Consider the following 25,737-nt stretch of genomic DNA (forward strand, 5'->3'; position numbering starts at 1 on the left):
GGGCTTCGCCCCTGGACCCCGTATGCGACCTTCGGCCGCATGTCCTCAAACGCCGGACGGGCTGAATGTGCGGCCCAGCCGCACACTTCAGCCCCGCGGGGGTCCCCCCGGACGAAGTCTGCGGGAGTTTGAGGCGCCGGGTCCGGGGCGGAGCCCGCCACGCGGCGGAGCCGCAAAATGTCACAGCGGGAAGGGGCGGGTAGGGGACAAGGCCCGCCGCAGGCGACCCGCCCCGTTCAGCCCAACCCCAGCAGGTGCTCCAGCGCCAGCTGGTCCAGCTCCTCGAACGCCATCCCTCTCTCCCCCGCCTCCTCGACGTCGAACTCCTCGAACGCCGACCGGTCCGCCAGCAGCCCGGACAGCCCGTCCGCCGCAGTCGGCAGCATCAGCTGATCAAGCCGCGCTGCCCGCAGCGCCGCCCGGACCCGCGCATCCGCGCGGAACGCGGCGGCCCGTTCCCGCAGAATCAGGTAGTTGCGCATACAGCCCGCCGCCGACGCCCACACGCCGTCGGCGTCCTCGGTCCTCGGCGGCTTGAAGTCGAAGTGCCTCGGGCCCTCGTAGCCGCCGCTCTCCAGCAGGTCGACCAGCCAGAAGGCGGACCGCAGATCGCCCGCACCGAAGCGCAGGTCCTGGTCGTACTTGATGCCGTTCTGCCCGTTGAGGTCGATGTGGAAGAGCTTGCCCGCCCACAGCGCCTGGGCGATGGAGTGCGTGAAGTTCAGCCCGGCCATCTGCTCGTGGCCGACCTCAGGATTGACTCCGTACAGCTCCGGCCGCTCAAGCTGCTCGATGAAGGCCAGCGCATGGCCGACGGTCGGCAGCAGGATGTCACCGCGCGGCTCGTTCGGCTTGGGCTCGATGGCGAAGCGCAGCTCGTAGCGCTGCTCGGTGACGTACTCCCCCAGCAGGTCGAAGGCCTCCTTCATCCGGTCCAGCGCGATCCGCACATCCTTCGCCGCGCCCGACTCGGCGCCCTCGCGGCCGCCCCAGGCGACATAGGTGCGCGCCCCGAGCTCGGCGGCCAGGTCGATGTTGCGGATGGTCTTGCGCAGCGCGTACCGGCGTACGTCCCGGTCGTTGGCGGTGAAGCCGCCGTCCTTGAACACGGGGTGGGTGAAGAGATTGGTGGTGGCCATGGGCACGACCAGACCGGTCGCGTCCAGCGCCTGCCGGAAGCGTTTGACGTGCGACTCGCGCTGGGACTCGGACGCGCCGAAGGGAATCAGGTCGTCGTCGTGGAAGGTGACGCCGTACGCACCGAGCGAGGCGAGCCGCTGCACGGATTCGACGGGGTCCAGTGGCGGGCGGGTCGCGTCCCCGAACGGGTCCCGGCCCTGCCAGCCGACCGTCCAGAGGCCGAAGCTGAACTTGTCGCCGGGGGTGGGAGTGAAGCCTTGCGCCATGGCCATGACCGCCTTCGAACCCTGGTTTGTTTTCTGTGCTTACTAATGTTGCATACCCCGTCCCGACCGCCATAGCCCCCAACACCTGTTCGCGCACGACCGCTTGACGTAATTTGTTTGGCGAACTGCCAAATAGGCCGGAGGGAGAGGTGGGGACCATGCCCGCGCAGCAGGTGGTCATCGGCGTTGACAGCTCGACCCAGTCCGCCAAGGCCGCGTTCGTCGACGCGGCCACCGGCCGTACGCTCGCCGTCGGCCGGGCCCCGCACGAGGTCGGCGGTGCGGGCGGCGCCCGCGAGAGCGACCCCGAAGTGTGGTGGCACGCGCTGCGCGAGGCCGTTTCCGCCGGGCTCAAGGAGTCGGGCCTGCCCGCGTCCGCCGTCATCGGCATCGCGGTCGCGGGACAGCAGCACGGCCTCGTGGTCCTCGACCGGGCCGGACGTCCGGTGCGTCCCGCACTGCTGTGGAACGACACCCGTTCGGCCCCGCAGGCCGCCGCCCTCACCGAGGCGCTCGGGGGACCCGATGCCTGGACGGCCCGTACCGGATCGGTGCCGGTCGCCTCGATGACGGCGGCCAAGTGGCAGTGGCTGCGGGAGAACGAACCACGGGCCGCCAGGGCGGCCGCCGCCGTACGCCTCCCCCACGACTACCTCACCGAACGGCTTGCAGGCACCGCGGCCACCGACCCGGGTGACGCCTCCGGCACCTGCTGGTACTCCACCGCCACCGGTGCGTACGACCCGAAGCTCCTTCAACTCATCGGCCTGGACGCCGACTTACTGCCGCCCGTGGCCGCGACCGGAGCCGTGCGCATCGGCTCGCTGACCGGCACCGCGGCGGCCGACCTCGGCCTGCCGGCAGGCATCGCCGTCGCCGCGGGCACCGGCGACAACATGGCCGCCGCCGTCGGACTCGGGCTCGGCGGCGCGGGGCTCCTGGACCACCCGGTGCTCAGCCTCGGCACCTCGGGCACCATCTTCGCGGCCGGCCGCACCCGGCCCGCCTCCCCCTCGCTCTCCGGATTCGCCGCCACAGACGGTACGTATCTCCCACTGGCCTGCACCCTGAACTGCACGCTCGCCGTCGACAGGATCGCGACGCTGCTGGGCCTGGGCAGGGACGCCGCGGAGGCGGGCGGCGAGGTCGTGCTGCTGCCCTACCTCGACGGGGAGCGCACCCCCGATCTGCCGGCGGCCTCAGGTCTGCTCACCGGCCTTCGCCACACAACCACCCGCCAGCAGATCCTCGGCGCTGCTTACGAGGGCGCGGTCGTAACGGTGCTGCGCGCGCTGGACGAGGTGCTCCGCGCCTGCGGTCTCGACCCGGCCGACGACGATGTGGCGACTCGGCCGCTGCGGCTGGTGGGCGGCGGAGCCAGGGGGCGGCACTGGGTGGAGACCGTACGACGGCTCTCCGGGCGCCCGCTGCTGATCCCAAAGAGCGGAGAGCTTGTCGCCCTCGGCGCGGCGGCCCTCGCGGCAGGAGCCGTGACGGGTGAGGACCCGGTCGCGTTGGCGAGCGGCTGGCTGGGCGGCGGCGCTGTCGAACTGCCGCCGGTGGAGCGGGACATGGAGACCTGGGAGCGGGTCTTGACCGTACTGGACATGGCGGCGCCGACCCTGCTCGCTGAGCAGGTGCCCGCCGTCAGCCCGTGATCAGCAGCACTCCCGCGTACGAGACCCCCGCCACGACCACCCAGGCGCTCAGCCCCAGGGCCGCGACCCGCGCGCCCGTGCGCGTCAGGGACGGCAGGTCGACCGTGCTGCCGAGACCGAACAGCGCGGCGGCGAGCAGGAGTTCCTGCGCGTACTGTGCCACGTCGATGGCGGACGTCGGGAGCAGGCCCGTACTGCGCAGGGCCACCATCGTCAGGAAGCCGACCACGAAGAGCGGGACCAGCGGCAGCCGCTTCGTCGCCGTAACGCCGCCGCGCCGTCTGTGGCGTACGGACAGCGCCACCGCCGCGACGAGTGGCGCGAGCAGCGCCACCCGCATCAGCTTGACCAGGACCGCCTCGGTGAGCGCGTCGGGGCCCGCGGTCTGCGCGGTGGCCACGACCTGCCCCACGTCGTGGACGCTCGCACCGACCCAGCGCCCGAACTCGGCGTCGCTCAGCCCCAACGGCTGGTGCAGCAGCGGCAGTACGGCGATGGCGAGGGTTCCGCACAGTGTCACCAGTGCCACCGATGTCGCGACGTCGCGCTCGTCGCTGTCCGTCGCCTCGCTCACCGCGCCGATCGCGGACGCCCCGCAGATGGAGTATCCGGCGGCGATCAGCAGCGGCTGATCGCCCGGGAGCCCCATTCGGCGGCCCAGCCACCAGGTGCCCAGGAACGTCGCGGCGACGACGCCGAGCACCATGGTGACCGTCGCCCAGCCGAGGCCGAGCACGTCGTCCAGGCTCAGCTTCAGCCCGAGCAGCACGATGCCGATCCGCATCAGGCGCTTCGCGGCGTACGAGAGTCCCGGGCGGGCCGCTCCCCGGACCAGGGCGCGTGTGCCCGGCAGGTGCGCTGCCACGATTCCCAGCACCACGGCGGCGGTCAGCATCGGTATGCCCGGTACCAGTTGGTGGACGGACCAGGCGACGCCGACGGCGGATGCGGCGAGTGCGAGCCCGGGCAGGGTGCGGGGCGCGGCCGTGGAAGGGGGTGCCTTGGCGGCCCGTTCCCTCAGCAGCGCCATCAGCGGTCGGCCGGCAGCTCGTAGACGCGCCGGACGCTGGTGCCAAGACGCGATATGTCCGCCCCGTACACATGAAGGGAGATCGCCCGTCCGGAACCCGCGTTCCAGACCCGGTGGATGTCGCCGGGCGGCGCGAATCCGCAGACGGCGCCCTGCTCGTTGACGACATCGCCGGTGGCGACGAGGCGCGCGGCCGCCCCTGTGGCAGGGGACGGGAGAAGGCGGTAGCGCCGCTCGTACTCCTCCCCCTCGTGCACACCGGTGGTGCACCACGACACGTGGTCGTGCACGGACGTCCCCTGGCCCGGCAGCCAGACCAGTCCGACGATCGAGAAGCTTCCGTCGTGTTCGGCATGCAGCAGGTGCTGGCGGTAGCGGGCCGGGTCGCTCTCGCACTGCTCGGGGGTGAGCAGATCGCCGGCGCCGAGATGCGGTGCGAGGCGCTCGCCGACCAGATATGCCGTCAGGTCGGGTGGCAGGCCTCTCCCCACGGCCTCGCGTACCTCGGCGATCAGCGCGTCGAGGCGCTCGGTCGTGCGCGGGGCCGTGAAGGCGGCTGTTCCGGTCGAAATGGTCATACGGGCAGCGTCGAGCCGCCCGACCCATCACGTCCAACGACGGTTTCTTGGCGACTTCCCAAGTTCCGCTTATAAATGGGGCGCTCTTGTTCAGCAGCCGATCTTGTTCGCCGAGACCGTATTCAGCTCGTCGAGGACCAGGGCTGTCGCCGGTATCCGCAGATGCTCCTTGAGCACGTACGCCGAGATCTGCCGACGGGAAGCGGGTTGCAGCGGCCGTCCGGTGACTTTGCGGTGGCAGAGGAAGTTCAGTACGAGCGCCGGGATCATCGCGACGCCGAGCCCCTCCGCGACCAGACTCTGCACCACGAGATTGTCGTCAGTCGTGAACGCGATGTCCGGCGCGAACCCCTGCTCGCCGCATTCGTGCAGGAGGTTGGCCCGGCAGCGCAGACACCCGGCTATCCAGCGCTCCTGCGCCAGATCCGCCAGCTTGACGGCTCTGCGCCGCGCGAGCGGATGCCCGGTCGGCAGCAGCACCGTCAACTGGTCCTCCAGGAGCGGGATCTCCACCAACTTTTCCGGCACCTCTTCATGCAGGCCGGGATAGGTGAAGGCAAGCGTGATGTCGCACTCCCCGCGCACCAGGCGATGGAGCGACTCCGGCGGCTCACTCTCCAGGAGGTCGACCTGCACGCCCGGATGGGCGGTGGCGAGGCGGGCCATCGCCTCGGGGATGAGCGTGGCACTGGCGCTGGGGAACGCGCAGACGCGGACCCTGCCCGCGCGCAGCCGGGTCAGCGCGCTCATCTGCTGTTGGGCGGCCGACATGTTGTCGAGGATGACGGAGGCGTGCCGCGACAGGGCCTCGCCCGCTTCGGTGAGGCGCATACTGCGGCCGACCCGGATGAACAGTGGTGTGCCGACGTCGCGTTCGAGGGACTTCATCTGTTGGGTGATCGCCGGTTGGGTATAGCCCAGAGCACGGGCGGCCGCCGAGTACGAACCGGTCCTCACCACTTCATGGAACGTTCTGATGTGCCGGGAATCGAACACACCTGAACCATAAGCAGGACTTGGGTACCCGGGGATCCCTTGCGCTCCATTGGCCGGTATTCGTCGCCGGTCGGCCACTCCGGCGTACAGCGAGAGAGCCTCGTTGTAGGTCCTTCGTCCGCCCGGCCCTCCATTCGGGCGACGATCCCTCAACTTGCCGTGTCACAAGGGAATCTGGCGCCGGCCCTGGGCTGTCGGGTGCACATTGAACTTCTTCGGGATGCAGGTGCCGATGTCGATGATGTCATCATCTGCACACGAACGACGCGGGGATGCGGGTCATGGGCACCGCCGTCGATCCGTGGCAACTGCGCTGCTCCAGAAGGTGATCGGCACACGGGGCCCGTTCCGGCTCCGTAAAATGCTCGTCCGATCCCCGCTCGCCCGGCAGGAAGGACATCGATGGACCACGAGCCCCCACCCTTCCGGCTTCTTCCCGGCGCCGACCACTCCCCAGTGCTTCTGCATGTCCCGCATTCCGCACGGATCATCCCCGCGCCCGTGCGCGACGGCATCGAGCTGGACGACGCCGCGTTGGAGCGGGAGCTCGACCACATCACCGACGCCGACACCGCCCAGATCGCCGCCGCCGCGGCAGAGGCTGCTCCTGTGGCTCCCTGGCGTTTCGTCAACGGTCTTTCGCGGCTGGTCATCGACCCCGAGCGGTTTCCCGACGAGCGGGAGGAAATGCTGTCCGTCGGCATGGGCGCGGTCTACACCCACACCACACACGGCGAACGGCTGCGCGCGCCGGAGGTCGACCCGCAGCCGCTGATCGACCGCTATTTCCGTCCGTACGCGCAGGCGATGACGGCGGCGGTCGGCGAGCGGCTGGCGGCCACCGGGCGCGCTGTGATCATCGACATCCACTCCTATCCGACCGAGCCGCTGCCTTACGAGCTGCACGGTGAGGGCCCGCGGCCGCCGATCTGCCTCGGCGCCGACGCCTTCCACACACCGCCGGAGCTCGTCGCCCTGGCGGAGAAGTCGTTCGCCGGATTCGGCGGGACGGCGATCAACACACCCTTTGCCGGTACGTATGTGCCGCTGAAGTATTACGGCAAGGACCCTCGCGTCAGCGCGCTGATGATCGAGATCCGCCGGGACCTCTACATGACGGAGCCGGGCGGCCCGGCGGGCCCCGGCCTCGCGGCGCTCGCACGCGCGGTGGCCGACCTGGTCGCTCGCGCGGGCGGGACGAGGGCAGTCGCCGACTCGAGCACCTCTTAAAGGCTGATCAGCCGGTCGGGGATCGCAAACAGGTTCCTGACGAGGTCTCCCGCGTGGTACGGGCGACGAGCCCAGTCGCGGACTGCAAGTGATCGATACGGACGCTCTCGCTACCTCCGCCGGTGAGCCTCGATGAGGAATCGCTGCGAGTGAGCAACGAACGGACCATGGCGTCCGAGGAAGGAGTGGAGTTCCGCCAGGCGGTCACGGTAGGCGTCCACGGTGAAGCCGGGGACGATCCAGATCACCTTGCGCAGGAAGTGGACCACCGCCGCGATGTCATGGAACTCCATCCGGAGGGCTTCCTGGCGCACGTCGACGACGTCCAGGCCCGCAGCCTCCGCGGCGGCCACCGCCGCTGTCGGGCTCGTGCCTGCATAGCTGGTGGTCACGGGAATCGGGTGCGACATTGGCGGCTGAGGCCCCATCATGAACTCGGTCAGCTCTCGCACAGAGCCAGAGCCGACGTGTTGGGCCAGGTACACGCCGTCCGGACGTAGCACCCGTCGCACCTCGTCCCAGCGGGTCACCACGGGGTGTCGGCTGACCACCAGGTCGAACGACTCCTCCGCGAATGGCAGGTCGGATGCGTCCTCGGCCTCCATGACGGTCGCGTCGAACTTCGCCAGGGTGCGGCGGGCGATTGCGATGTTCGGGGGCCAGGACTCCGTCGCCGCCAGCACCGGCGGAGCGATGGGGATCGAGGCCAGCACCTCGCCGCCGCCCGTCTGGATGTCGAGTCCGGCCGCAGCCTTCGCCATCCGCTCGGCGAGCAGCCTCGAGTACCCCCAGCACGGCCGTTCCTCGCTGGCGCGACCTGCGAACCAGGAGAAGTCCCACCCCTCGGTGGGGACAGCCTCGCCTTCCTGTACGAGCTCTTCGAACGTACGCATGTCGCCGAGAATGGCAGGCGAGAGCGGCGCGCGCATACGAGTTTCAACGGTTCACCGTTCGAGGCGGGTCACCTCGCGATTCCGGTGCGTTTCACGAACCATGGCAGCGCAGGCACAGTCCAGCTGATCACAGAGCGACGCAAGTCCATGATCACGGAACCTGTGCCTGCCCGTCTGCCGGCCGATTGCCTGCCGCTTATCCGCTCGAACTCCAAGTGCCGGTGCCGACCCGGCTGACCGCCAGCGCCTGGTGCGGGCGGTCAGCCGTGGCGTCAGATGCGGTGCACGGTGTGCAGTTTCTTGGCGTAGGTGCCGGTGCCATCCAGGAGCGCGGCGCCGCCCAGGTCGGACATGGTGGGTCCGTTGCCCGTCTTGCGGCTGGAGAGGAAGCGGCGCTTGCCGGCCGCGTCCCTGCCCAGGTAGATGCCGACGTGGTCGACTGTGATGGCCGGGTTGTCGTCGCCCGAGTCGGCGTTGAACAGCACGAGGTCGCCGGGCTGCAGCAGTGTCGCGGCGGGTGGGTTCGTGCCGTCGGTCTGGTCGATGCGCACGCCGGGCGCGTAGTCGACCATGTTGCGGGACTTGCGCGGGATCCGGGTCCTGGAGGTGTCCTCGCCCGCGGCCATCGGCACGCCCAGGTGGTAGCCGTAGACCATGCGCGTGTAGCCCGAGCAGTCGAGGTTGCCGACCTGCTTGCTGGACGGCGCGGTGTGGGTGCCGTCGGGGAAGGTCCAGCCGAGGTTCATGTACTCGTGGAAGTCGGCGCCTTCGTAGCGGTAGCCCTGCGGGTCCAGGTAGCCGTAACCGGCCTCGCCCAGGACCTGCTTGTCCTTGGTCGGGCCGGCTCCGCTCGTCACGGCCGGCGCCCCCGCGAGGAACATCGCCGCGTAGGCCAGCACGTCCGGGGCCGTCGAACCGGCCCAGCCGCGGACGGTCTGCTCCAGCTCCGGCGTCCAGTTCCCGTCGAACGGCTGGGGCAGCACGCGCACCCAGTCGCCGTGCGTGACGCTGGGCGGTGTCTCCCAGGTGGCGGCGTCCACCTGGAAGCGGCTGACGATCAGCTTGACCGGCAGGTTGGTGCAGCCGTCGTTGGCGAGCGCGCGCAGTCCCACCCGGCCCTTGGTGAAGGTGGGGTCACTGACGTCGGCGGCCCACGAGGACGGCTCGGCGAGGTCGGAGCGCCATGCCTTGACCTGGATACGGGCACCCTCGCGGCGCACCCGGATCGTCCAGTTCGTGCCCGCGGGCACGCCGGTGGCAAGCGTGAGGGCCGTGGTCAGCTGGGTGACCGTGTCGGCGACCTCCTTCTCGACGCGCAACTCGACCGCTCCGGAGGTCAGGAAGGACAGCCGGGCCCGGTAGTTGTTGTGAGTGTCCTGATAGCCGAAGGACAGCGCGTACGAGCAGGCCTGGCCGGCGGGCACCTTGTCGAACTTGGCCACGGCACTCACGTCGACGTCCGTGATCTCGTCGTCACGCACGCTCGCGTGACGGCTCGCCAAGTCGGTGGTGAGGGTGATGACGCCGGAGCCGGGGACGACCGAGTAGTCGGTCTCGGCGGGCCCGAGCGTGGACCAGCTGCCGCCGCCCGGTGTACTGCCCCAGTACTGGCGCTCCGCCGACGGAAGCGCCAGGTCCGGAAGCGTGCGCTGGAAGTCGTCCACGAACGGCTGCTTGTTCTCGGTGAACGTACGCTCCGGGCCGGGCAGTACGACCGTCCGGGCACCATGGGTCAGCAACGCGACCCGCTTGCCGCCCGATGTGATCTCGCTGCGGGCCGGAGTACCCGGCAGCACCGTGGCGGCAAGCGGAGTATTCAGCGTCACCTGGGTGAAGAAGGACGCGTCCAGCGGGGCCAGCGTCACCGAGGACTGGGCCGAGGCCAGTTGGGCCGGGGCCGAGAACGACTGCACGGAGAGCGCAGCCGCCTCGGCGGCCCGGGCGGGTGCGGCGGCCAGACCGCTGAGCGGAACGGACGCGGCAGAGGCCGCGAAGACAGCGAGCAGACTGCGCCGGGAAGTATTCGACATGCCTGTCATCATCCGAGCATGCCCGCCGTCCAAGATCAGCGGCCCCCTGCTTGAACCGCCCCTGCCGACCAGCAGCGGGAACCCGGCGTTCTCCCGCCGAGAGAGTCCAGGCCTCAGGAAACCCGCTTGATCGTCCAGGAGTTGGGGTCGTGGCTGGGCACTGCTGAGTACTGGCAGGCGCCGTTGTAGAAGCGGTTCACCTGGACCCAGCCCGCCGGGGGCAGTGTGGAGGAACAGACGTTCAGGGTGGAGCCGATGGGCATGCCGGAGACCTGCTGGATTTTCTTTTTGTTGGGGTTGAAGGTGACGCCGCACTCCCAGGTGTTCCACCACTGCACATCGACCCAGCCGGACGGCGTCAAGTTGCTGTAGCAGATGCTCGTGGTGTCGCCGGGGGCGGCCGAGGCCGATGGCACGGTGAGCGCGAGGCATGCGGCAGCGGTCAGCAGAGTCAGCGAGGCGGAACGGAGTCGGACCATGGTGGTACCTCCAGATTCATCGGTCCCTATGCGTGAACTCCACAATCAATACCGTTCCTCCACATATGAAAAATAGTGAGTTATCGGTCTCAGCTGATCGTGACCGAAAAATGGGTGCAGCCCACGATCGCCGAAAATCAGCCCCGCCCGGCCGCCCACCCCGCCAGTTCCGCCCGCGCCGCACTCAGCAGCTCCGCCGACGGAGCCGTCGCCCCGTTGGTGACCAGCGCGTAGTGCAGGACGTCGGCCTTCGGGGCGGTGAGCAGCAGGCGGCGGCTGCCCGCCCCGCCCGGTTCCGGGGACACCGCGATCGGCACGCCCGACTCGTAGGACGGCGGTCCGCTGACCGTGCCGAGGTCGGAGACGACGGTCGTCCGGGTGGTCTCGAAGGAGGCCGGGAGGTGGAGTTCGGTGGGAGCCGAGCCGCCGTCCGAGCGCCACAGCAGGAGGCCGTACTGCCCAGATGCGACCAGTTCGGATACGCGCGGGAGCGATTTCGGTACGGGATTCCAGGTCAGGGTGGCCGATCCGTCGCGTGAGCGGTCCTCGTAGGTGAAGGCGAGGGCCCGGCCCGCGGTGGCGCTGGGGTAGAGGCGGTCCAGCAGCCTGGCGTCCTGCCGCAGGGCCGGCGTCCCGGAGTCGTCGAGGCGTACGGCGGAGAGGTCCTCGTCGTTCCAGGCGTCGCCGCTGGTGCGGACCTTGTCGGTGTTGCCGTTCATCAGCTCGTGGTGGCGGCCGTGGTAGATGTCCCACTGCCATTGCGTACCGGACAGGACCGGGCCCGAGTCCTGTGGGCGGGACCACCAGGTGGCGCCGGGCAGCCGGGAGTCCAGGGCCTGGTACATCGCCTTGTAGACGGTCGGTGCCTTGTCCGAGACCGTCCCGGTCAGGGGGTGGCCGAACTCGCTGACGACCGCGGCCGTACCGGCGCCCGCCGCACGGTCCCGGACGGTGCCGAAGTCGCCTGCGTACTGCCCGTCGGCGGCCTTGCCCCACATGAAGACACCGGAGATGGCCTTCTGGTCGTAGAAGTGGGTGTTGAAGACATAGCGCGGACCGATGGTCCCGGCGTCGAGAAGACCGCCCTCCTGCTTCTGGAAGGAGAGGTTGGAGTTCCAGAAGAGGTTTGGTTCCACCAAGACGGGCTTGGACTGCCAACCGGCGGCGTCCATGCGGGCCCGGAACTTCTCGTAGAAGGGCCAGAGCAGGTCGCGCTCCCATGTGCGGCTGGTCTGGCCGGTGTCGTACGAGCCGGCGTGCGGTTCGTTGTACGGGTCGAAGCCCGCGACGGCCGCGAACTCCGCGTCGGTGAGGTGGTCGGCGAGGTAGGCCATGGCGGTCCGGGCCGTCGCGAGAAAGGCGTCCTGGACGCCGCCGCGGTTGTGCCAGAAGTCGTACGCCGCCCGCTTCACGGCCTCGTTCTGGGTGATGTTCTGGCCCCAGAAAAGGCAGATCCCGCAGAACTCCCGTGGATAGCCGCCTGCCGCGACCGCCCACTTGGGAGCGCCGTCGCCGGTGTACCAGCTGCCCGAGTTGAACAGATAGCGCGAGTAGAGGTCCTGGTGGAAGTCGGGGTAGACGCGCATGCCCGCTGCGAGGAAGGCGCGCATCTGCGCGGTGACGGCGGCCAGATAGGCGGTGTCCACCTGACCGCGCACGGGTTCGGCATGGGCCCAGGAGAGCAGGAAGCGGACACTGTTGGCGCCGCCGAGCATGCGCAGCGCGGTCGCGGACTTCTGGGCGTCGGCGACGGAAGCGAAGGGCAGTCCGCCGTTCTCCTCCAGCTTGGTCTCGCCGGAGACGTTGTATCCGCGCAGCACCACCTCGCGGCCGAGTCCGTCCGTGAAGCGGCCGTGGTCGACCGTGAACGCGCGGGCGGCTTGCTCGTCGAACCACAGGGAGCCGGTCGGGGGCGCTGCGGCCGACGTGGCGCCCCCGGTGGTGGTCAGGGACGCGGTCATGAGGACGAGCAGACCGATCAGACGCGCACGCATCTTCGCCATGCTTTCACGGTTCCTGACACACCATCAGACTGTCAATGGGCGCGCCACCACCCTGCCGAGCGCCGCCAAACGCAGGGCCATCCGACGGAATCGACCATTCCGCCCGCCTCGGACGTACCTCCGCTATGCGGCTATCTCCACTACTTCCGGAGGTCGGTCCATTACCGCCGCAATGCCGCGCAGAATGGATCACTCAACACCCTCTGAACACCGCACGGAAACACTCCCTCCACATGGACGTCCGAGATGCATGCACCACCTGGCACGAGAAATCATTCTTCGGCGAATCTGCACATCGAATACCCATGCACCACACAGCCTCCGGCGCACTCTCCCCACGCTGACCTGCTGGTCTGCCGCTAGGGGCGGAATGTCCGCCAATCCGCCAAGAGGGCACCCGGACACCGGAATTGAGGCGCGACGAATACGTGAAGAAGATGGCACCAAGCCATGGACGCCCGTGCACGCAACGTAATTCAACGGACCGGCAGCGCCTTGGTCCGCCGATGTCCGATTAGCTGAGCAACAGGCCCGGGTGCTTTGATCCTTCGCACTGCGGGAGAGTCGAAAGTCTCGCTCGCAGAAATTCGAGTAGCCATGCGAAGGGAAGCTTCATCATGAACTCCACCCCCCAGGTTGAGACCCAGGTAATCTCCGACGCCGACCTGGACAACGTGTCCGGTGGCCTGGTGGGCCAGGCCGCGGGCGCCGTCCTCGGCACCGCCGACTCGGTCGTTCCGGTCTCCGGCCTTGTCGACGCCGCGTCCGGCACCGTCGGTTCCCTGGTCGGCACCGCCGAGGGTGTCACCGGCCTGAACACCACCGGCGTCACGAGCCTGGCCGCCGGTCTCTGAGCCGGTTCTGTGCCGCCGAGCGGCACAGGCAGTTGCGGTGACGCACGCCCAGGGCAGCTATGTCCTGCAGAGCCCTGTCTCTGGCCAGGTCACCGAGGTGATGGCCGACGAGGGCGCGAGGGTTGCCGCCAACGCTCCCCTGGTGAAGGTCCGTACGGCCCAGGGCAGCACCGTCGTCCGTACGATCGCCGCGGGCCGGCTGACAGCACTGGTCGCCACGATCGGCTCGGTGGTCACCACCGGAGCGGACATGGCGGCCGTCGAGCGCGTCGAGCAGGCCGACGACCCCCTGATGGCGGTTCTGTACCTCCCCGCCGACAGCGCGTCCACCGTGCATGTGGGCGCGACGGTGGATCTCACGGTCCAGTCGGTGCCCACACAGCAATACGGCGTACTGCGCGGCCGCGTGAAGGCAGTCGGCCGGACGGCCCAGACCCGGCAGCGGATCACCGGCTTCCTCGGCAGCAGCCAGCTGGGCGAGCAGTTCTCCAAAGGGGGCCAGCCCGTCGCCGTCCTGGTCAGGCTGAATGCGTCGTTGGGCACCAAGTCCGGCTACTCCTGGTCCGCTTCAAAGGGCCCCGCGTACGCCGTCGAGTCCATGACGCCCGTCACCGGTTCCATCCGGCTGGCCGAGCAGCATCCGATCGATTGGCTGCTTCCATGACCACGCAGCAGCACCTGCCGGCGTCGGGCCGCGGCAGGCACCGCCCGGAGAGCGTGCCGACGCCCCGGCGTGGCGGCGCGCGGCGCGGAGCCCCCCAGCGCGGCAAGCCCGGCAAGCCCGCGAAGCAGAAGACGGTTCGCACGCCGACCGTGCTCCAGATGGAGGCGCTGGAATGCGGTGCCGCATCGCTCGCCATGGTGCTCGCGCACTACGAACGGCATGTGCCGCTGGAGGAGCTGCGGATCGCGTGCGGTGTCTCGCGGGACGGTTCGCGGGCCAGCAACATCCTCAAGGCCGCGCGCAGTTACGGACTGCAGGCCACGGGTATGCAGATGGAGCCCGCGGCACTGGCCGGGATGCGGGCGCCCGCTATCCTTTTCTGGGAGTTCAACCACTATGTCGTCTATGACGGCATGGGCAGGCGGTTCGGCCGCCGGGGCGTACACATCAACGACCCCGACAAGGGCCGCCGTTTCGTGGCGACGGAGGACTTCGACACCAGCTTCACCGGGGTCGCCCTGATCTTCGAGCCCTCCGACAGCTTCCGCCGCGGCGGCCGCAAGCCGGGGATCATGCGCGCGGTGCCCGCGAGGCTGCGCGGCACGACGGGCACTCTGATCGCGGCGCTGCTTGCGAGCCTGCTGCTCGTCGCGGTCGGCGCGGTAGTGCCCGCGCTGAGCCGTACGTACATCGACATGTTCCTGATCGGCAATCAGACCTCGCTGCTCGGACCGCTGTTCGCGTCGATGGCGGCGATGGTGGCACTGACCGCGGTGCTGACCGGACTGCAGCAGGCGAATCTGCTGCGCGGCCGCATCATCTCGTCCACGCTCAGCAGCGCCCGGTTCCTGCGGCATCTGCTGCGACTGCCGGTCACCTTCTTCGCCCAGCGCAGCCCGGCCGATCTGGTCCAGCGCCTCCAGTCCAACGACGCCGTCGCCGAAACACTCGCCCGGGACCTCGCCGCCGCGGGCGTGGACGGCGTCGTCGTGATCCTCTACGCCCTCCTGCTGTGGACGTACGACCCTCAACTCACCGTCATCGGCATAGGGATCGCACTCCTCAACGTGGTCGCGATGCGCATCGTGATCAGGCTGCGCGCCACCCACACCCAGAAGCTGCGCGCCGACAGCGCCCGGCTGACCAACACCTCGTACACGGGCCTTCAGCTCATCGAGACCATGAAGGCCACGGGCGGCGAGAGCGGATACTTCCGCCGCTGGGCGGGCCAGCACGCGACCACACTGGAGGAACAACGCGGCTCGGCGTGCCGAGCGCGGTCCTGGCGGTGGTCGCACCCACCCTCGCGACGCTCAACAGCGCGCTGATCCTCTGGATCGGCGGCCTGCGGGCCGTGGAGGGCCATATCTCGATCGGTCTGCTCGTCGCCTTCCAGGCGCTGGTGACCCGCTTCACCGCGCCGATCACCCGCCTCAACGGCGTCGCGGGCCGGATCCAGGACTTCGCCGCCGACGTGGCTCGGCTGGGGGACGTCGAGAACTTCCCCGTGGACTCGCTCTACTCGCGCCGGGAAACCGACACGAGCACGCGCAGGCTCAAGGGCCATGTGTCCCTTCAGAACATCACCTTCGGCTACAGCCCGCTCGACAAGCCGCTGCTCAGCGACTTCTCCCTGACGGTCGGACCCGGCCGGCAGGTCGCGCTCGTCGGCGGGTCGGGCAGCGGCAAGTCCACCGTCTCGCGGCTGATCTCCGGGCTGTACAGCCCGTGGGAGGGGACGATCCGCATCGACGGGCAGCGACTCGAGGACATCTCCCGCAGCACGCTTGCCGCATCGGTCTCCTTCGTCGACCAGGACGTCTTCCTCTTCGAGGGCACCGTCCGGGACAACGTGGCGCTGTGGGACCCCTCCATATCGGACGACGTCGTCGTCACCGCCCTGAAGGACGCGGCGCTCCACGACGTGGTCGCACGGCGTCCCCACGGCATCCACAGCCGGGTCGAGCAGGACGGCCGCAACTTCTCCGGCGGGCAGCGGCAGCGACTGGAGATCGCCCGGGCACTGGTACGGCGGCCCAGCATCCTGGTGCTCGACGAGGTGACCAGCGCCCTGGACGCCGAGACGGAGCGGCTCATCATCGACATCTGCGGCGCCGCGGCTGTGCCTGCGTCGTCATCGCGCACCGGCTGAGCACGGTGCGCGACAGCGACGAGATCGTGGTGCTCGACCACGGCTCGGTCGTCGAACGCGGCCGTCACGAGGACCTGGTGGCTGCCGGGGGCCCGTACGCCCAGCTGGTCAAGGAGCACTGACATGGCATCCGTTCACCCGGCGGCGGTCGTGGGACCGGGCGAGAGCGACGCGGTGACCCATGCCCTGGGCGGTTTGGGCGCGCCCGTCGACTGCACCGGTCTGCGCAGTCTGCAGCTGGAGGGGCCGCACGTGCTGTGGCTCGTGGTCGGCGGGACCCTGGATCTCTTCGCCGTCGACGCCGCCCAGCAGGGCCACTGGCACTTCCTGGGCCGCCTGGAGGCGGGCACGCTCCTGCTGGGCCCGGTCGAGGGCCCCCGGCACACTCTGCTCGGCAGACCCTCGCAGGACTGTCTGCTGCGCCGGATCCCGTTGCGGGAGCTGTACCGGCCGGATTACAGCGGCGGCTGTCCAGCGTACGGAACCGAGCATCCGGCCGGATACGAGGCCGGCTTCCCGGCTGGGTACGAGACGGGTTACCGGGGCGGGGTACGAGGGGCCGACCCCGCTGGAGCACGCCTTCGCCCTCGGCACCGGCCGGGGACTCGGCGTCCTGTTCCAGGCTCCGCTGGAGGGCCGGGCCACCGACGAGGCCATGGCCGACGACGACATCCTGTGGATGCCGGTCCCCTCCGGCAGCGTCCAGTACGGCGCCCTGTACGGCGCGGAGGCCGCGGGCGATCTGCTGATCGACGCCGCGCTGTGGCAGCAGATGGTCAACCAGCAGTACCGGCTGCTGTCCGCGGTGGACCGCTGGATCGAGGGTCTTGAGCGCGCCCACGAGGACCGTACGGCCGCGGGCATCAAGGCGGGAGAGGCGGTCAGGGCCCGGGCCGACCAGGCGCTGCTGGCCTCCATCGGCAGGCCCGAGCGGGCCGGGCGGGCATCCGCCGGAGCGGACGGCGCCGACGACGACGCGACGTTTGCCGTGTGCCGACGGGTCGCGGAGGCCGCCGGGATCACGCTCACCGAGCCGCCGAAAAGCGGCCCGGTCAACGACCGCGTCTCCCCCGTCGAGCGAATCGCGACCGGCTCCCGGATCCGTACCCGCGCGGTCCGGCTGGCGGGGCGCTGGTGGCGTACGAACACCGGTCCCCTGGTGGGACATTGGGCCAAGTCGGGCGCGCCGGTCGCCCTGCTGTGGCGCCGTGGCCGCTACGAAGCGGTGAACCCGGCGTCCGGCCTACGCATCCGGATCGGCGAGAACCAGGCGGAGGAACTCGAGCCGCGCGCCGTGATGTTCTACCGCCCGCTGCCGGAACGGCCCGTGACAGCCTGGCTGTTGCTGCGCTTCAGCCTGCGCGGCACCGCGCCGGACGTACGCCATCTGGCGATCGGCGGACTGGTGACCGTCGCTCTCGGCGCGCTGGTGCCGATCGCGACGGGCCAGGTGCTGGGCGTGTACGTACCGACGGCCGAGAAGAGCCTCATCGTCCAGGTCGCCCTGGCCGTGATGATCGCCGGCATCGTCTCGGCCGCGTTCATGCTGCTCCAGAACCTCACGGTCCTGCGGCTGGAGGGCCGTATGGAGAGCATGCTCCAACCGGCCGTGTGGGACCGGCTGTTGCGGCTGCCGACCCGGTTCTTCACCGAGCGCTCCACCGGAGAGCTGGCCAGTGCGGCGATGGGTGTCAGCGCCGTCCGGCGGCTGATGTCGGGCATCGGTCCGGTGGCCCTTCAGGCGGGCACGGTCGGCGGGATGAACCTCGTACTGCTGCTCTGCTACAGCGTGCCGCTGGCGCTCGCGGCGATCGCCATGCTGGTCGTCATCGGTGCGGTGTTCCTCGGGATGGGACTGTGGCAGCTGCGCTGGCAGCGGGAACTGGTCGAGCTCGGCAACAAACTCAACAACCAGGCCTTCCAGACCCTGCGCGGCCTGCCGAAGCTGCGGGTCGCGGCGGCGGAGAGCTTCGCGTACGCCGCGTGGGCGCGGGAGTTCGCCCGCTCCCGCGAACTCCAGCAGCGGGCGGGGCGGATCAAGAACCTGACGACGGTCCTCGACGCGGTCTGTCTGCCGCTCTGTTCGCTCACCATGTTCATGCTGCTGGCCGGTCCTGCCCGCGGCAGCATGTCGGCGGGTGAGTTCCTGACCTTCAACACCTCCGTGACCATGCTGCTGACCTCGGTCACCCAGCTGTCAGGCGTGCTCGTGTCGGCCGCCGCCGCACTGCCCATGTTCGAGCAGATCAAACCCGTCTTCGACGAGGCCCCCGAGGTCCGCGGGGCCGGCGCCCAGCCCGGCACCCTGTCCGGCGGGATCGAGACCAGGAAGCTCAGCTTCCGTTACACCGAGGACGGCCCGCTCGTCCTCGACGACGTGTCCCTGACGGTACGGCCGGGCGAGTTCGTGGCGATCGTCGGCCCGAGCGGCTGCGGCAAGTCGACGCTGCTGCGGCTCCTCATCGGCTTCGACCGGCCGGCCTCGGGCAGTGTCCTCTTCGACGGCCAGGACCTGGCGGCCCTGGACCAGGCCGCCGTACGCCGCCAGTGCGGAGTGGTCCTGCAGAACGCGCAGCCGCTGACCGGATCGATCCTGGACTGCATCTGCGGCACCGAGGCCTTCACTCAGGAAGAGGCCTGGGAGGCGGCCGAGATGGCGGGCCTGGCCGAGGACATCAAGCGCATGCCGATGGGCCTGCACACCATGATCGCGGGCGGCGGCGCGATATCGGGCGGCCAGCGCCAGCGCCTGATGATCGCTCAGGCTCTCGTCCGCCGCCCGCGGATCCTCTTCTTCGACGAGGCCACGAGTGCGCTGGACAACGAGACCCAGCGCATCGTGATCGAGTCCACCCGCCGCCTGAGCGCGAGCCGCGTCGTGATCGCCCACCGGCTGTCGACCGTGATGGACGCCGACCGTGTGATCGTGATGTCGGACGGCCGGATCGTGGAGCAGGGGGCTCCGGCGGAGCTGCTCGCGCACGCGGGCGGGCACCTGCACGAGCTGGTGCGCCGCCAGATGGCGTGACGTACGGGACGAGCAGCGCTACTCGGCTGTGCCGTCCAGGTGCGGCAGGAAGTGGTCGAGGCGGTCCCGCTTGGTCCACAGATAGGACCGGTTCTCGGCGCGCGGCGGTATCAGCAGGGGCACCAGTTCGGCGATCTTGATGCCGTGCCGCAGCAGCGCCTCGCGCTTGAGCGGGTTGTTCGACAGCAGCCGTACCGACTGGACGCCGAGATCGTGCAGGATCTCGGCTGCCGACCCGTAGTCGCGGGCGTCGACCGGAAGCCCGAGGGCAATGTTCGCCTCGACCGTGTCAAGGCCCTCCGCCTGGAGCTTCATCGCCTGGAGCTTGGCCAGCAGGCCGATTCCGCGCCCCTCGTGGCCCCGGAGGTAGACGAGGATGCCGTGCCCTTCCTGCACGATGGCGTCCAGCGCTGCGGACAGCTGGTCGCCGCACTCGCAGTGCTTGGAACCGAAGACATCTCCGGTCAGACACTCCGAATGCACGCGGGTAAGTGCTCCTTCCCGCTCGACATCGCCGAATACCAGCACCATTTGTTCATCACCGCTATTGCGGTCCAGGTAGCCGATGGCGATGAAATCGCCGTGCACGGTGGACAGTTGGACATCCACCACTCGTTCGACACCTGATGGACGAACACTTCCGTGGAACGCGCCATCAATTTCTGTCATGGGTCCGATCTTATCTGGCAGACTGCGGGTGATGTGAGAGTAAAACACGAAGGGTACAACTGGGCGCCCGATTCATCACGTTCGACCACGGGCGCCCAGAGCGAACAACGAAAGGCCGGAAAGACATGAGCGGTTCGGGAACACCACAGCAGGCACCGGGTGTGTTGCCGTTGCACTCGACGGAGGACGTGCGGGCCGGCGGGGCAGGTGTGGCCGTCCTTCCGATCGGCAGCTTCGAGCAGCACGGTCCGTACCTGCCTCTGGTGACCGACACGGTCATCGCCTGCACCATCGCCCGGGAGGTCGCCGCAGCTCATCCGGTCCTCCACCTTCCTCCGCTGACCGTCTCCTGCTCCCACGAGCACGCCGCCTGGCCGGGCACGGTCAGTATTTCCGCCGCCACTCTCAGCGCGGTCGTACGGGACATCGCCGACTCCCTGAGCCGCTCCGGTATCGGCGCCCTGATTCTGCTCAACGGGCACGGCGGAAATTACGTACTGCGCAATGTCGTTCAGGAATCCGAGAGCAGCGGCATACCAATGGCGCTTTTCCCGGGCACGGCGGACTGGGACGCCGCACGGGCCAGAGCCGGTGTACAGACTCCCTCGCACAGCGATATGCACGCGGGGGAAGTGGAGACATCCATCCTGCTGCACGCCCACCCCGAACTCGTCCGCCCCGGGTATGAGACATCCGATTTCCTCGCCGACGACCGTAAGCATCTCCTCACTCTCGGTATGAAGGCCCTCACGGACTCCGGTGTCATCGGCCGTCCTTCAATGGCATCCGCCGATAAGGGAAAGGATCTGCTGGCCTCCCTGGTCGAATCCTTCGGTGAGTACCTCTCCCTGCTTTCCGGTCGGGGGACGCGATGAGCGGCCTCGGTGGTGTGCTGGATGCGGTCGAGGCCTGGAAGCGGCTGCGAGCCGTCCGGTCCGAGGCGGACGCACAGGCCGCGGGACTGGCCCGGGACCCTCATGGCGGCCGGCGCTGGACGCAGGGCGCCACGCCCGAGGCCGAGTGGCTCGCGGAGCGCTATCTGCCGCTGTGCCTGGCCGGTCCGCGCGTTGCGTTCGCGCAGCTCGGGCAGAGCCTGGACGGGTTCATCGCGACCCGTACCGGCGACGCCGACTTTGTCACCGGCGAGGAGGACCGCAGCCATCTGCACCATCTGCGGGCGCTGTCCGACGCAGTGGTCGTCGGTGCGGGCACAGCTGTCGCCGACAATCCTCAACTGACCGTGCGCGCCTGCGCGGGGACCAACCCGGTGCGCGTCGTCCTCGATCCGCGCGGCCGGGTGCCACTGGGGCGCCAGGTGTTCACCGATGGGTCAGCCCCCACTCTGTGGGTCGTGGGCGCCGACAGCGGCCGTGACCAGTCCGTCCCCGACGGTGTCGAGGTTCTGACCCTGCCGGACCAGGATGCGTTCGCCCCGCGGCGCCTGCTGGACACGCTCGCGCGGCGCGGCCTTGGCCGGGTGCTGATCGAGGGCGGCGGCGTCACCGTGTCGCGCTTCCTTCACGAGCAGGCGCTGGACCGGCTCTACGTCACCGTGGCGCCGGTCCTGATCGGCGACGGCATTCCCGGCCTGCGCTTCGCCGGAGAGCCCGTGATGCGCGAAGCGCTTCGCCCACCGGTCCGACGTGTCTTCCTCGGTGAGGACACGCTCTTCGAACTCGACCTGCGGGCGGCCAAGACGGGCGAGCCAGGGGCCGACGAGCACGCCGGCACCGGGCAGGCTCGCGGCGAAGGTGAGCACTCCGTAGACCACGGCGACGGTCAGGCCCTGGGCGGCGCCCAGTCCCGCGGCACCGAAGGCCCAGGCGGTGACGCCTTCCCTGGGTCCCCAGCCACCGACGTTCAGCGGCAGCGCCATGGCGAGCAGAGCCAGCACCATCAGGGGGGCCAACTGGGCGAACGGAGCAGTTGATCCCGCTGCCCGGGCGGCGAGAAGGAACATGCCGAGATGCCCCGCCAGCACCGCGACGGACGAGACCACCACTCCCGGCCAGCTGGCGCGGGCGAGCAGTCCGAGGCGTGCTTCGGCCAGCGCGGTGCGGGTCGCCCGGTGCCAGCGCGAGGTGCCGGGCTTCCCGCGGAGCCGGACAGCGAGGGTGATCATCAGCGCGCCCGCCACGGCGACGGCCAGAGCAAGAGTCGGCAGCGTCGCCAGGTGGCGGGCCGCTGTCAGAGCCGGGGAAGGCTGAACAAGCAGCACCACCCCGCCGACGGCGATCAGGACGACCTGCCCGGCGGTCCGTTCGAGGACGACCGCGCGGACACCCCGGCCGATGTCACCGGTGTTGTGGCCGTGCCGCACCGCGCGGTGCACATCGCCGAGCACGCCACCGGGCAGCGCCGCGTTCAGGAACAGGGCCCGGTAGTAGTCGCCGACGGCCCGGCCGAGCGGCAGCCGGATGTCCAGGCCACGGGCCACCAGACGCCAGCGCCAGGCGCTGAACACGGTGGTGAGCAGACCCAGTCCGAGGGCGGCCAGGAGGGTGGGGCCGTCGATCCTCGCCAGCCCGTCCACGAAGGCACCGGTGCCAAGACGCCACACCAGCACGGCCAGGATGCCCGCTCCGGCGAGCGTTCCCAGGCGAGCCTTCGTCCCCCCTCTCATGACGTCCTGCCCGTCGCGCGAGGCAGTGCCAGCAGATCGGTGTGCTGCACCACCACCGTCAACTCGCCCGCCGCGCACTGCGCCAGGCGGCGGCGCAGATACTCCTTGGCGCGCAGTGCCAGGGACGGGCTCTGCTCGCAGGCCGCGCCGACCCAGCCGCGCAGCCACTGCGCCACCAGCACCGACTCGTCGGCGCCGAGCCGCCACGGGCTGGCCTGCATCCGTACCGTCGCTCCCTGACGCATGAACGCTTCGGCAGCGACCGTGACGGCCTCGGGCCCCAGCAGACCGCTGCGCTGCTGGTGTTCGTTGAAGGCGTCGGCGATCTGGTCGTCCAGCGGCTCGGCCGGTGTCAGCTCGACCCGCCCCACCACGGACAGCGCCAGCAACGCGGGGCAGCCCGCCCCCGCGCACGCCCTGGCAAGCGCATCCACCTCGTCCCGGGTGAGGACGTCCAGAAGAGCGGAGGCCGTCACCAGCGAGGCACCGGCCAGGAGGTCCGCCGTCACGTGGGCGATGTCGCCCCGCTCCGTGGTGACCGTGACGGGACTGCCGTCGGCAGCCGTACGAGGCGTGTGAGCGGCCGCCAGGTCGAGCAGACCGGGGTCGTGGTCGTGCAGGATCCAGTACTGCGGGCCGGGGAGCCGGGGCGCGAGCCAGCGCCCCATGGAACCGGTGCCGCAACCGAGATCGCGGATCACAAGACCGCCGGACTCCCGGCCCACGAGCCGTTCTCGCAGCGGGTCGAGGAGTTCGGCCGCACGGGCGGCGGCGTCGGCGCCCTCGCGCAGCTCAAGCCACTCGGGTGCGTAACGAGGTGCGTCGGTGCTGCTCACGCGGCCCTCCGGGGGTCGATGCGGAGTTGTTCCAGCGCCCCGGCCAGATTCCGGGCCGTGGTCTGCCACCCGTCCAGCGCGGCGCGCCGGGCGCCGGCGGCCGCCTTCAGCCGACGGCGCAGCGCCGAGTCGCCGAACCAGCGGCGCAGCGCCGTTGCGAGTACCGCGGAGTCCTCCGACCGTACGAGCAGGCCCGGCACAGTCCCGTCGGGCGCGCGCCCCACGGCCTCCGGGAGTCCGCCGACGACCGTGGCCAGTACGGGAATGCCGCGGGCGAGCGCTTCGGTCACGGCCATGCCGTACGTCTCCGCGTACGAGGCGAGTACCAGCAGGTCGGCATCGGCGTAGGTCGCGTCCAGCTCCGCGCCGCTCTGCGGCCCGACGAGGTGAACCCGGCCGTCGAGGCCCGACTTCTCGACCAGTGCGCGCAGTTGGGCGACGTATGCGGGGTCCTGGCGGAGGCCACCGGCGCATACGAGCGTCCAGGGCAGGTCCGCGACCTCGGCCAGGGCCTCCACCAGCCGCAGCTGCCCCTTGCGCGGGGTCACCGAGGCGACGCAGAGCAGCCGCGAAGCGCCGTCGGTACCGGCCGCCAGGGGCCCGATGTCGGCGCCGGGGGCGGCGACATGGACCCGGGCGGGTTCGAGCCCGTGGTGGGCCACAAGCCTGCGGGCCGCCCAGTCGCTGGTCGCCACGACCGCGGCCACGGAACGCAGGGTTCGGCGCTCCAGAGCGTCGAGCTCCACCACCCGCTGCGGGGCGAGCCCTGTCTCGTCGCCCAGCGGCAGGTGCACCAGCACCGCGATACGCAGCCGTCCGGTCTCGGGGACCACGATGTCGGGGACGGCGCACGCGACGAGTCCGTCGAGGAGGACCACGGCACCGTCCGCGGCCCCGGCCAGGATCCGGGCCAGTTCCGCCCGGGCGTCCGCTCCCGGCTGCGGCCAGGTGCCCGCGACGGCGTGCTCGCGGACCTGCCAGCCGATGCCGGGCAGTTCCCGGCACAGGCGGCGGTCGTAGACGTTGCCGCCGCTGGGCGCGGCCGGATCGTCGACGGCGCCCGGCATGACGATGTGCACGGAGCGGTTCATAGCGAACGCTCGTAACTCGCCCAGGCGACATGCGATTCGTGCAGCGTGACCGTGATCCCGGCCAGGCCGCGGGCACCTTCGCCCAGAGCCCCCGCGTGCACCCGGTCCGCGAGCCGGTCGGCGATGACCTTGGCCAGGAACTCCGTACTGGTGTTGATGCCGGCGAAGTCGGGGTCGTCGTCGAGATTGCGGTAGTTCAGCTCGCCGGTGACGGTGCCGAGTTCCTGGGTGGCCAGTCCGATGTCGACGACGATGTTGTCGGCGTCCAGTTCGGGGCGGCGGAAGGTGGCGTCCACGAGGAAGGTGGCACCGTGCAGGCGCTGGGCAGGTCCGAAGACCTCCCCGCTGAAGCTGTGAGCGATCATGATGTGATCACGAACGGTGATGCTGAACAAAGGACGACCCTCCAGGTGCGCTGGCACATCTGACCTGTAGTACGGCCGATCGGTCCGCCCTGTTCAGCGGTCGTACCGTACGCGCAGACACAACCCCGGAAGATCGCCGGAAGCAAGCCTCCCCAGCGCGTCGGGCAACTCGTCGAAAGCACACTCTGCGGTGATCAGCGCATCGAAGGCGGGGTCGGCGAGCAGGTCCAGCGCGAGCGCGAGCCGATCGGCGAAGGTCCGGCGAGAACCCCTGGCCGGGGACACCGTGCCGACCTGGCTGCTGCGCACCACGAGGCGGCGGGAGTGGAAGGCCTCCCCCAGCGGCAGGCTGACGCGCCGGTCTCCGTACCAGCTCAGTTCGAGGACCGTTCCCTCCGGGGCGAGGAGTTCCAGCGAGCGCGCGAGTCCGTCCTCGGTGGCGCTGGCGTGGACGACGAGATCGCAGTCACCGGCTGCCTCCTCGGGCAGCGCGAAGTCGACGCCGAGCGCCCCGGCGACGTCCGCCCGCGCGGGATTGGCGTCGACGAGCTGGACTCGGACTGCGGGGAACCGGGCGAGTACGGCGGCGACAGAGGCCCCGACCATGCCCGCGCCCACGACGGCGATACGGTCGCCGAGCATCGGCGCCGCGTCCCACACGGCGTTCACGGCCGTCTCGACCGTCCCGGCCAACACCGCCCGCGCGGCGGGAACGGTGTCCGGCACCGGAGTCACGGCCTTCGCGGGGACGACGAACCGCGTCTGGTGCGGATAGAGGGAGAAGACCGTACGGCCGAGCAGCTCCCGCGGCCCCTCCTCCACCAGCCCCACATTGAGATAGCCGTACTTGACGGGCGCGGGGAACTCGCCTTCCTGGAACGGCGCCCGCATCACGCCGTACTGGTTCTCCGGCACACCTCCGCGGAAGACCAGTGTCTCCGTGCCGCGGCTCACCCCGGAGAAGAGCGTGCGCACCAGCACCTCGTCGGCGGCGGGTACCGGCAGGGCGACCTCCCGGATCTCGCCGTGGCCGGGAGAACGGAGCCAGAAGGCACGTGCGACGCGCTGCATCGGCAACCTCCTGAACGATCGCGCGGTATTTAACGTACTGATCACCAAGCCGCGGCCACGGTACGCGGGAATGATCGAATC

At 70.0% G+C, this 25,737-nt stretch carries 18 protein-coding genes and 4 pseudogenes; 8 read left to right on the top strand and 14 right to left on the bottom strand.

The window, feature by feature from the left end:
* Positions 1-236 precede the first annotated feature (236 nt).
* Complete coding sequence (gene xylA / locus FBY35_RS05980; RefSeq protein ID WP_142212780.1) at positions 237-1,406, bottom strand: xylose isomerase; 1,170 nt, start codon at positions 1,404-1,406, stop codon at positions 237-239.
* Between the two features lie 158 nt (positions 1,407-1,564).
* On the opposite strand from xylA, the gene xylB reads away from it, so the two are divergent.
* Positions 1,565-3,064, top strand: a complete 1,500-nt coding sequence (gene xylB, locus FBY35_RS05985; RefSeq protein ID WP_142212781.1) for a xylulokinase — start codon at positions 1,565-1,567, stop codon at positions 3,062-3,064.
* Here the strand turns inward: xylB and FBY35_RS05990 are convergent.
* The 3 genes from FBY35_RS05990 to FBY35_RS06000 form a co-directional block, all read right to left on the bottom strand.
* Positions 3,054-4,094 (bottom strand): YeiH family protein, encoded by a 1,041-nt coding sequence (locus FBY35_RS05990; RefSeq protein ID WP_142212782.1) that lies wholly within the window; start codon positions 4,092-4,094, stop codon positions 3,054-3,056. The two genes, xylB and FBY35_RS05990, sit on opposite strands and share 11 nt — an antisense overlap.
* Complete coding sequence (locus FBY35_RS05995) at positions 4,094-4,672, bottom strand: cysteine dioxygenase family protein (RefSeq protein ID WP_142212783.1); 579 nt, start codon at positions 4,670-4,672, stop codon at positions 4,094-4,096. The genes FBY35_RS05990 and FBY35_RS05995 overlap by 1 nt, the downstream gene beginning before the upstream one ends.
* A gap of 90 nt (positions 4,673-4,762) precedes the next feature.
* Entirely contained in the window at positions 4,763-5,668 is a 906-nt protein-coding gene (locus tag FBY35_RS06000; RefSeq protein WP_142212784.1) for a LysR family transcriptional regulator, read from the bottom strand.
* Between the two features lie 402 nt (positions 5,669-6,070).
* Between FBY35_RS06000 and FBY35_RS06005 the strand changes: the two genes are divergently transcribed.
* Positions 6,071-6,898, top strand: a complete 828-nt coding sequence (locus FBY35_RS06005; protein ID WP_142212785.1) for an N-formylglutamate amidohydrolase — start codon at positions 6,071-6,073, stop codon at positions 6,896-6,898.
* A gap of 110 nt (positions 6,899-7,008) precedes the next feature.
* On the opposite strand, the gene FBY35_RS06010 is transcribed toward FBY35_RS06005, so the two are convergent.
* From FBY35_RS06010 to FBY35_RS06025, 4 genes are all read right to left on the bottom strand, one after another.
* Entirely contained in the window at positions 7,009-7,791 is a 783-nt protein-coding gene (locus FBY35_RS06010; protein WP_142212786.1) for a class I SAM-dependent methyltransferase, read from the bottom strand.
* A gap of 272 nt (positions 7,792-8,063) precedes the next feature.
* Positions 8,064-9,821: an NlpC/P60 family protein gene (locus FBY35_RS06015; RefSeq protein ID WP_142212787.1), complete on the bottom strand. Its 1,758-nt coding sequence runs from the start codon at positions 9,819-9,821 to the stop codon at positions 8,064-8,066.
* 113 nt (positions 9,822-9,934) lie between these two features.
* Positions 9,935-10,300 carry a hypothetical protein gene (locus FBY35_RS06020; RefSeq protein WP_142212788.1) on the bottom strand — a complete coding sequence of 122 codons (366 nt, stop codon included), beginning with the start codon at positions 10,298-10,300 and terminating at the stop codon, positions 9,935-9,937.
* Positions 10,301-10,437: 137 nt separating this feature from the next.
* Complete coding sequence (locus tag FBY35_RS06025) at positions 10,438-12,303, bottom strand: cellulase family glycosylhydrolase (RefSeq protein WP_142212789.1); 1,866 nt, start codon at positions 12,301-12,303, stop codon at positions 10,438-10,440.
* A gap of 617 nt (positions 12,304-12,920) precedes the next feature.
* Here FBY35_RS06025 and FBY35_RS06030 point away from each other — a divergent pair.
* The 4 genes and pseudogenes from FBY35_RS06030 to FBY35_RS06045 form a co-directional block, all read left to right on the top strand.
* Positions 12,921-13,157 carry a type A2 lantipeptide gene (locus FBY35_RS06030; protein WP_142212790.1) on the top strand — a complete coding sequence of 79 codons (237 nt, stop codon included), beginning with the start codon at positions 12,921-12,923 and terminating at the stop codon, positions 13,155-13,157.
* 37 nt (positions 13,158-13,194) lie between these two features.
* Positions 13,195-13,821: an HlyD family efflux transporter periplasmic adaptor subunit gene (locus tag FBY35_RS06035; protein WP_260848530.1), complete on the top strand. Its 627-nt coding sequence runs from the start codon at positions 13,195-13,197 to the stop codon at positions 13,819-13,821.
* Positions 13,818-16,095: pseudogene (locus tag FBY35_RS06040) on the top strand (NHLP family bacteriocin export ABC transporter peptidase/permease/ATPase subunit). Before FBY35_RS06035 ends, FBY35_RS06040 begins: the two are co-directional and overlap by 4 nt.
* Before the next feature lie 59 nt (positions 16,096-16,154).
* Positions 16,155-18,998 (top strand): annotated as a pseudogene (locus tag FBY35_RS06045) (hypothetical protein); the annotation flags it as partial.
* A 21-nt stretch (positions 18,999-19,019) separates the two neighbouring features.
* Here FBY35_RS06045 and FBY35_RS06050 read toward each other — a convergent pair.
* The gene (locus tag FBY35_RS06050; protein WP_142212791.1) at positions 19,020-19,670 is read right to left on the bottom strand and encodes a GTP cyclohydrolase II; all 651 of its coding nucleotides are present in this window, start codon (positions 19,668-19,670) and stop codon (positions 19,020-19,022) included.
* A gap of 125 nt (positions 19,671-19,795) precedes the next feature.
* Between FBY35_RS06050 and FBY35_RS06055 the strand changes: the two genes are divergently transcribed.
* Positions 19,796-20,545 (top strand): creatininase family protein, encoded by a 750-nt coding sequence (locus tag FBY35_RS06055; protein ID WP_142212792.1) that lies wholly within the window; start codon positions 19,796-19,798, stop codon positions 20,543-20,545.
* Positions 20,542-21,186, top strand: a pseudogene (locus FBY35_RS36950) (RibD family protein); the annotation flags it as partial. The gene FBY35_RS06055 and the pseudogene FBY35_RS36950, both read left to right, overlap by 4 nt.
* Before the next feature lie 177 nt (positions 21,187-21,363).
* Here the strand turns inward: FBY35_RS36950 and FBY35_RS36370 are convergent.
* The 5 genes and pseudogenes from FBY35_RS36370 to FBY35_RS06080 form a co-directional block, all read right to left on the bottom strand.
* A pseudogene (locus tag FBY35_RS36370) lies at positions 21,364-22,293 on the bottom strand (lysylphosphatidylglycerol synthase transmembrane domain-containing protein); the annotation flags it as partial.
* Positions 22,290-23,198: an SAM-dependent methyltransferase gene (locus FBY35_RS06065; RefSeq protein WP_399208236.1), complete on the bottom strand. Its 909-nt coding sequence runs from the start codon at positions 23,196-23,198 to the stop codon at positions 22,290-22,292. The gene FBY35_RS06065 and the pseudogene FBY35_RS36370, both read right to left, overlap by 4 nt.
* Positions 23,126-24,220, bottom strand: a complete 1,095-nt coding sequence (locus FBY35_RS06070) for a glycosyltransferase family 4 protein (RefSeq protein WP_142212795.1) — start codon at positions 24,218-24,220, stop codon at positions 23,126-23,128. The genes FBY35_RS06065 and FBY35_RS06070 overlap by 73 nt, the downstream gene beginning before the upstream one ends.
* Positions 24,217-24,615 (bottom strand): 6-carboxytetrahydropterin synthase, encoded by a 399-nt coding sequence (locus FBY35_RS06075; RefSeq protein WP_142212796.1) that lies wholly within the window; start codon positions 24,613-24,615, stop codon positions 24,217-24,219. The genes FBY35_RS06070 and FBY35_RS06075 overlap by 4 nt, the downstream gene beginning before the upstream one ends.
* A gap of 63 nt (positions 24,616-24,678) precedes the next feature.
* Positions 24,679-25,656: a dehydrogenase gene (locus FBY35_RS06080; protein WP_142212797.1), complete on the bottom strand. Its 978-nt coding sequence runs from the start codon at positions 25,654-25,656 to the stop codon at positions 24,679-24,681.
* Positions 25,657-25,737: the final 81 nt, after the last annotated feature.

Source organism: Streptomyces sp. SLBN-118 (genome assembly GCF_006715635.1).
Taxonomy (GTDB): Bacteria; Actinomycetota; Actinomycetes; order Streptomycetales; family Streptomycetaceae; genus Streptomyces.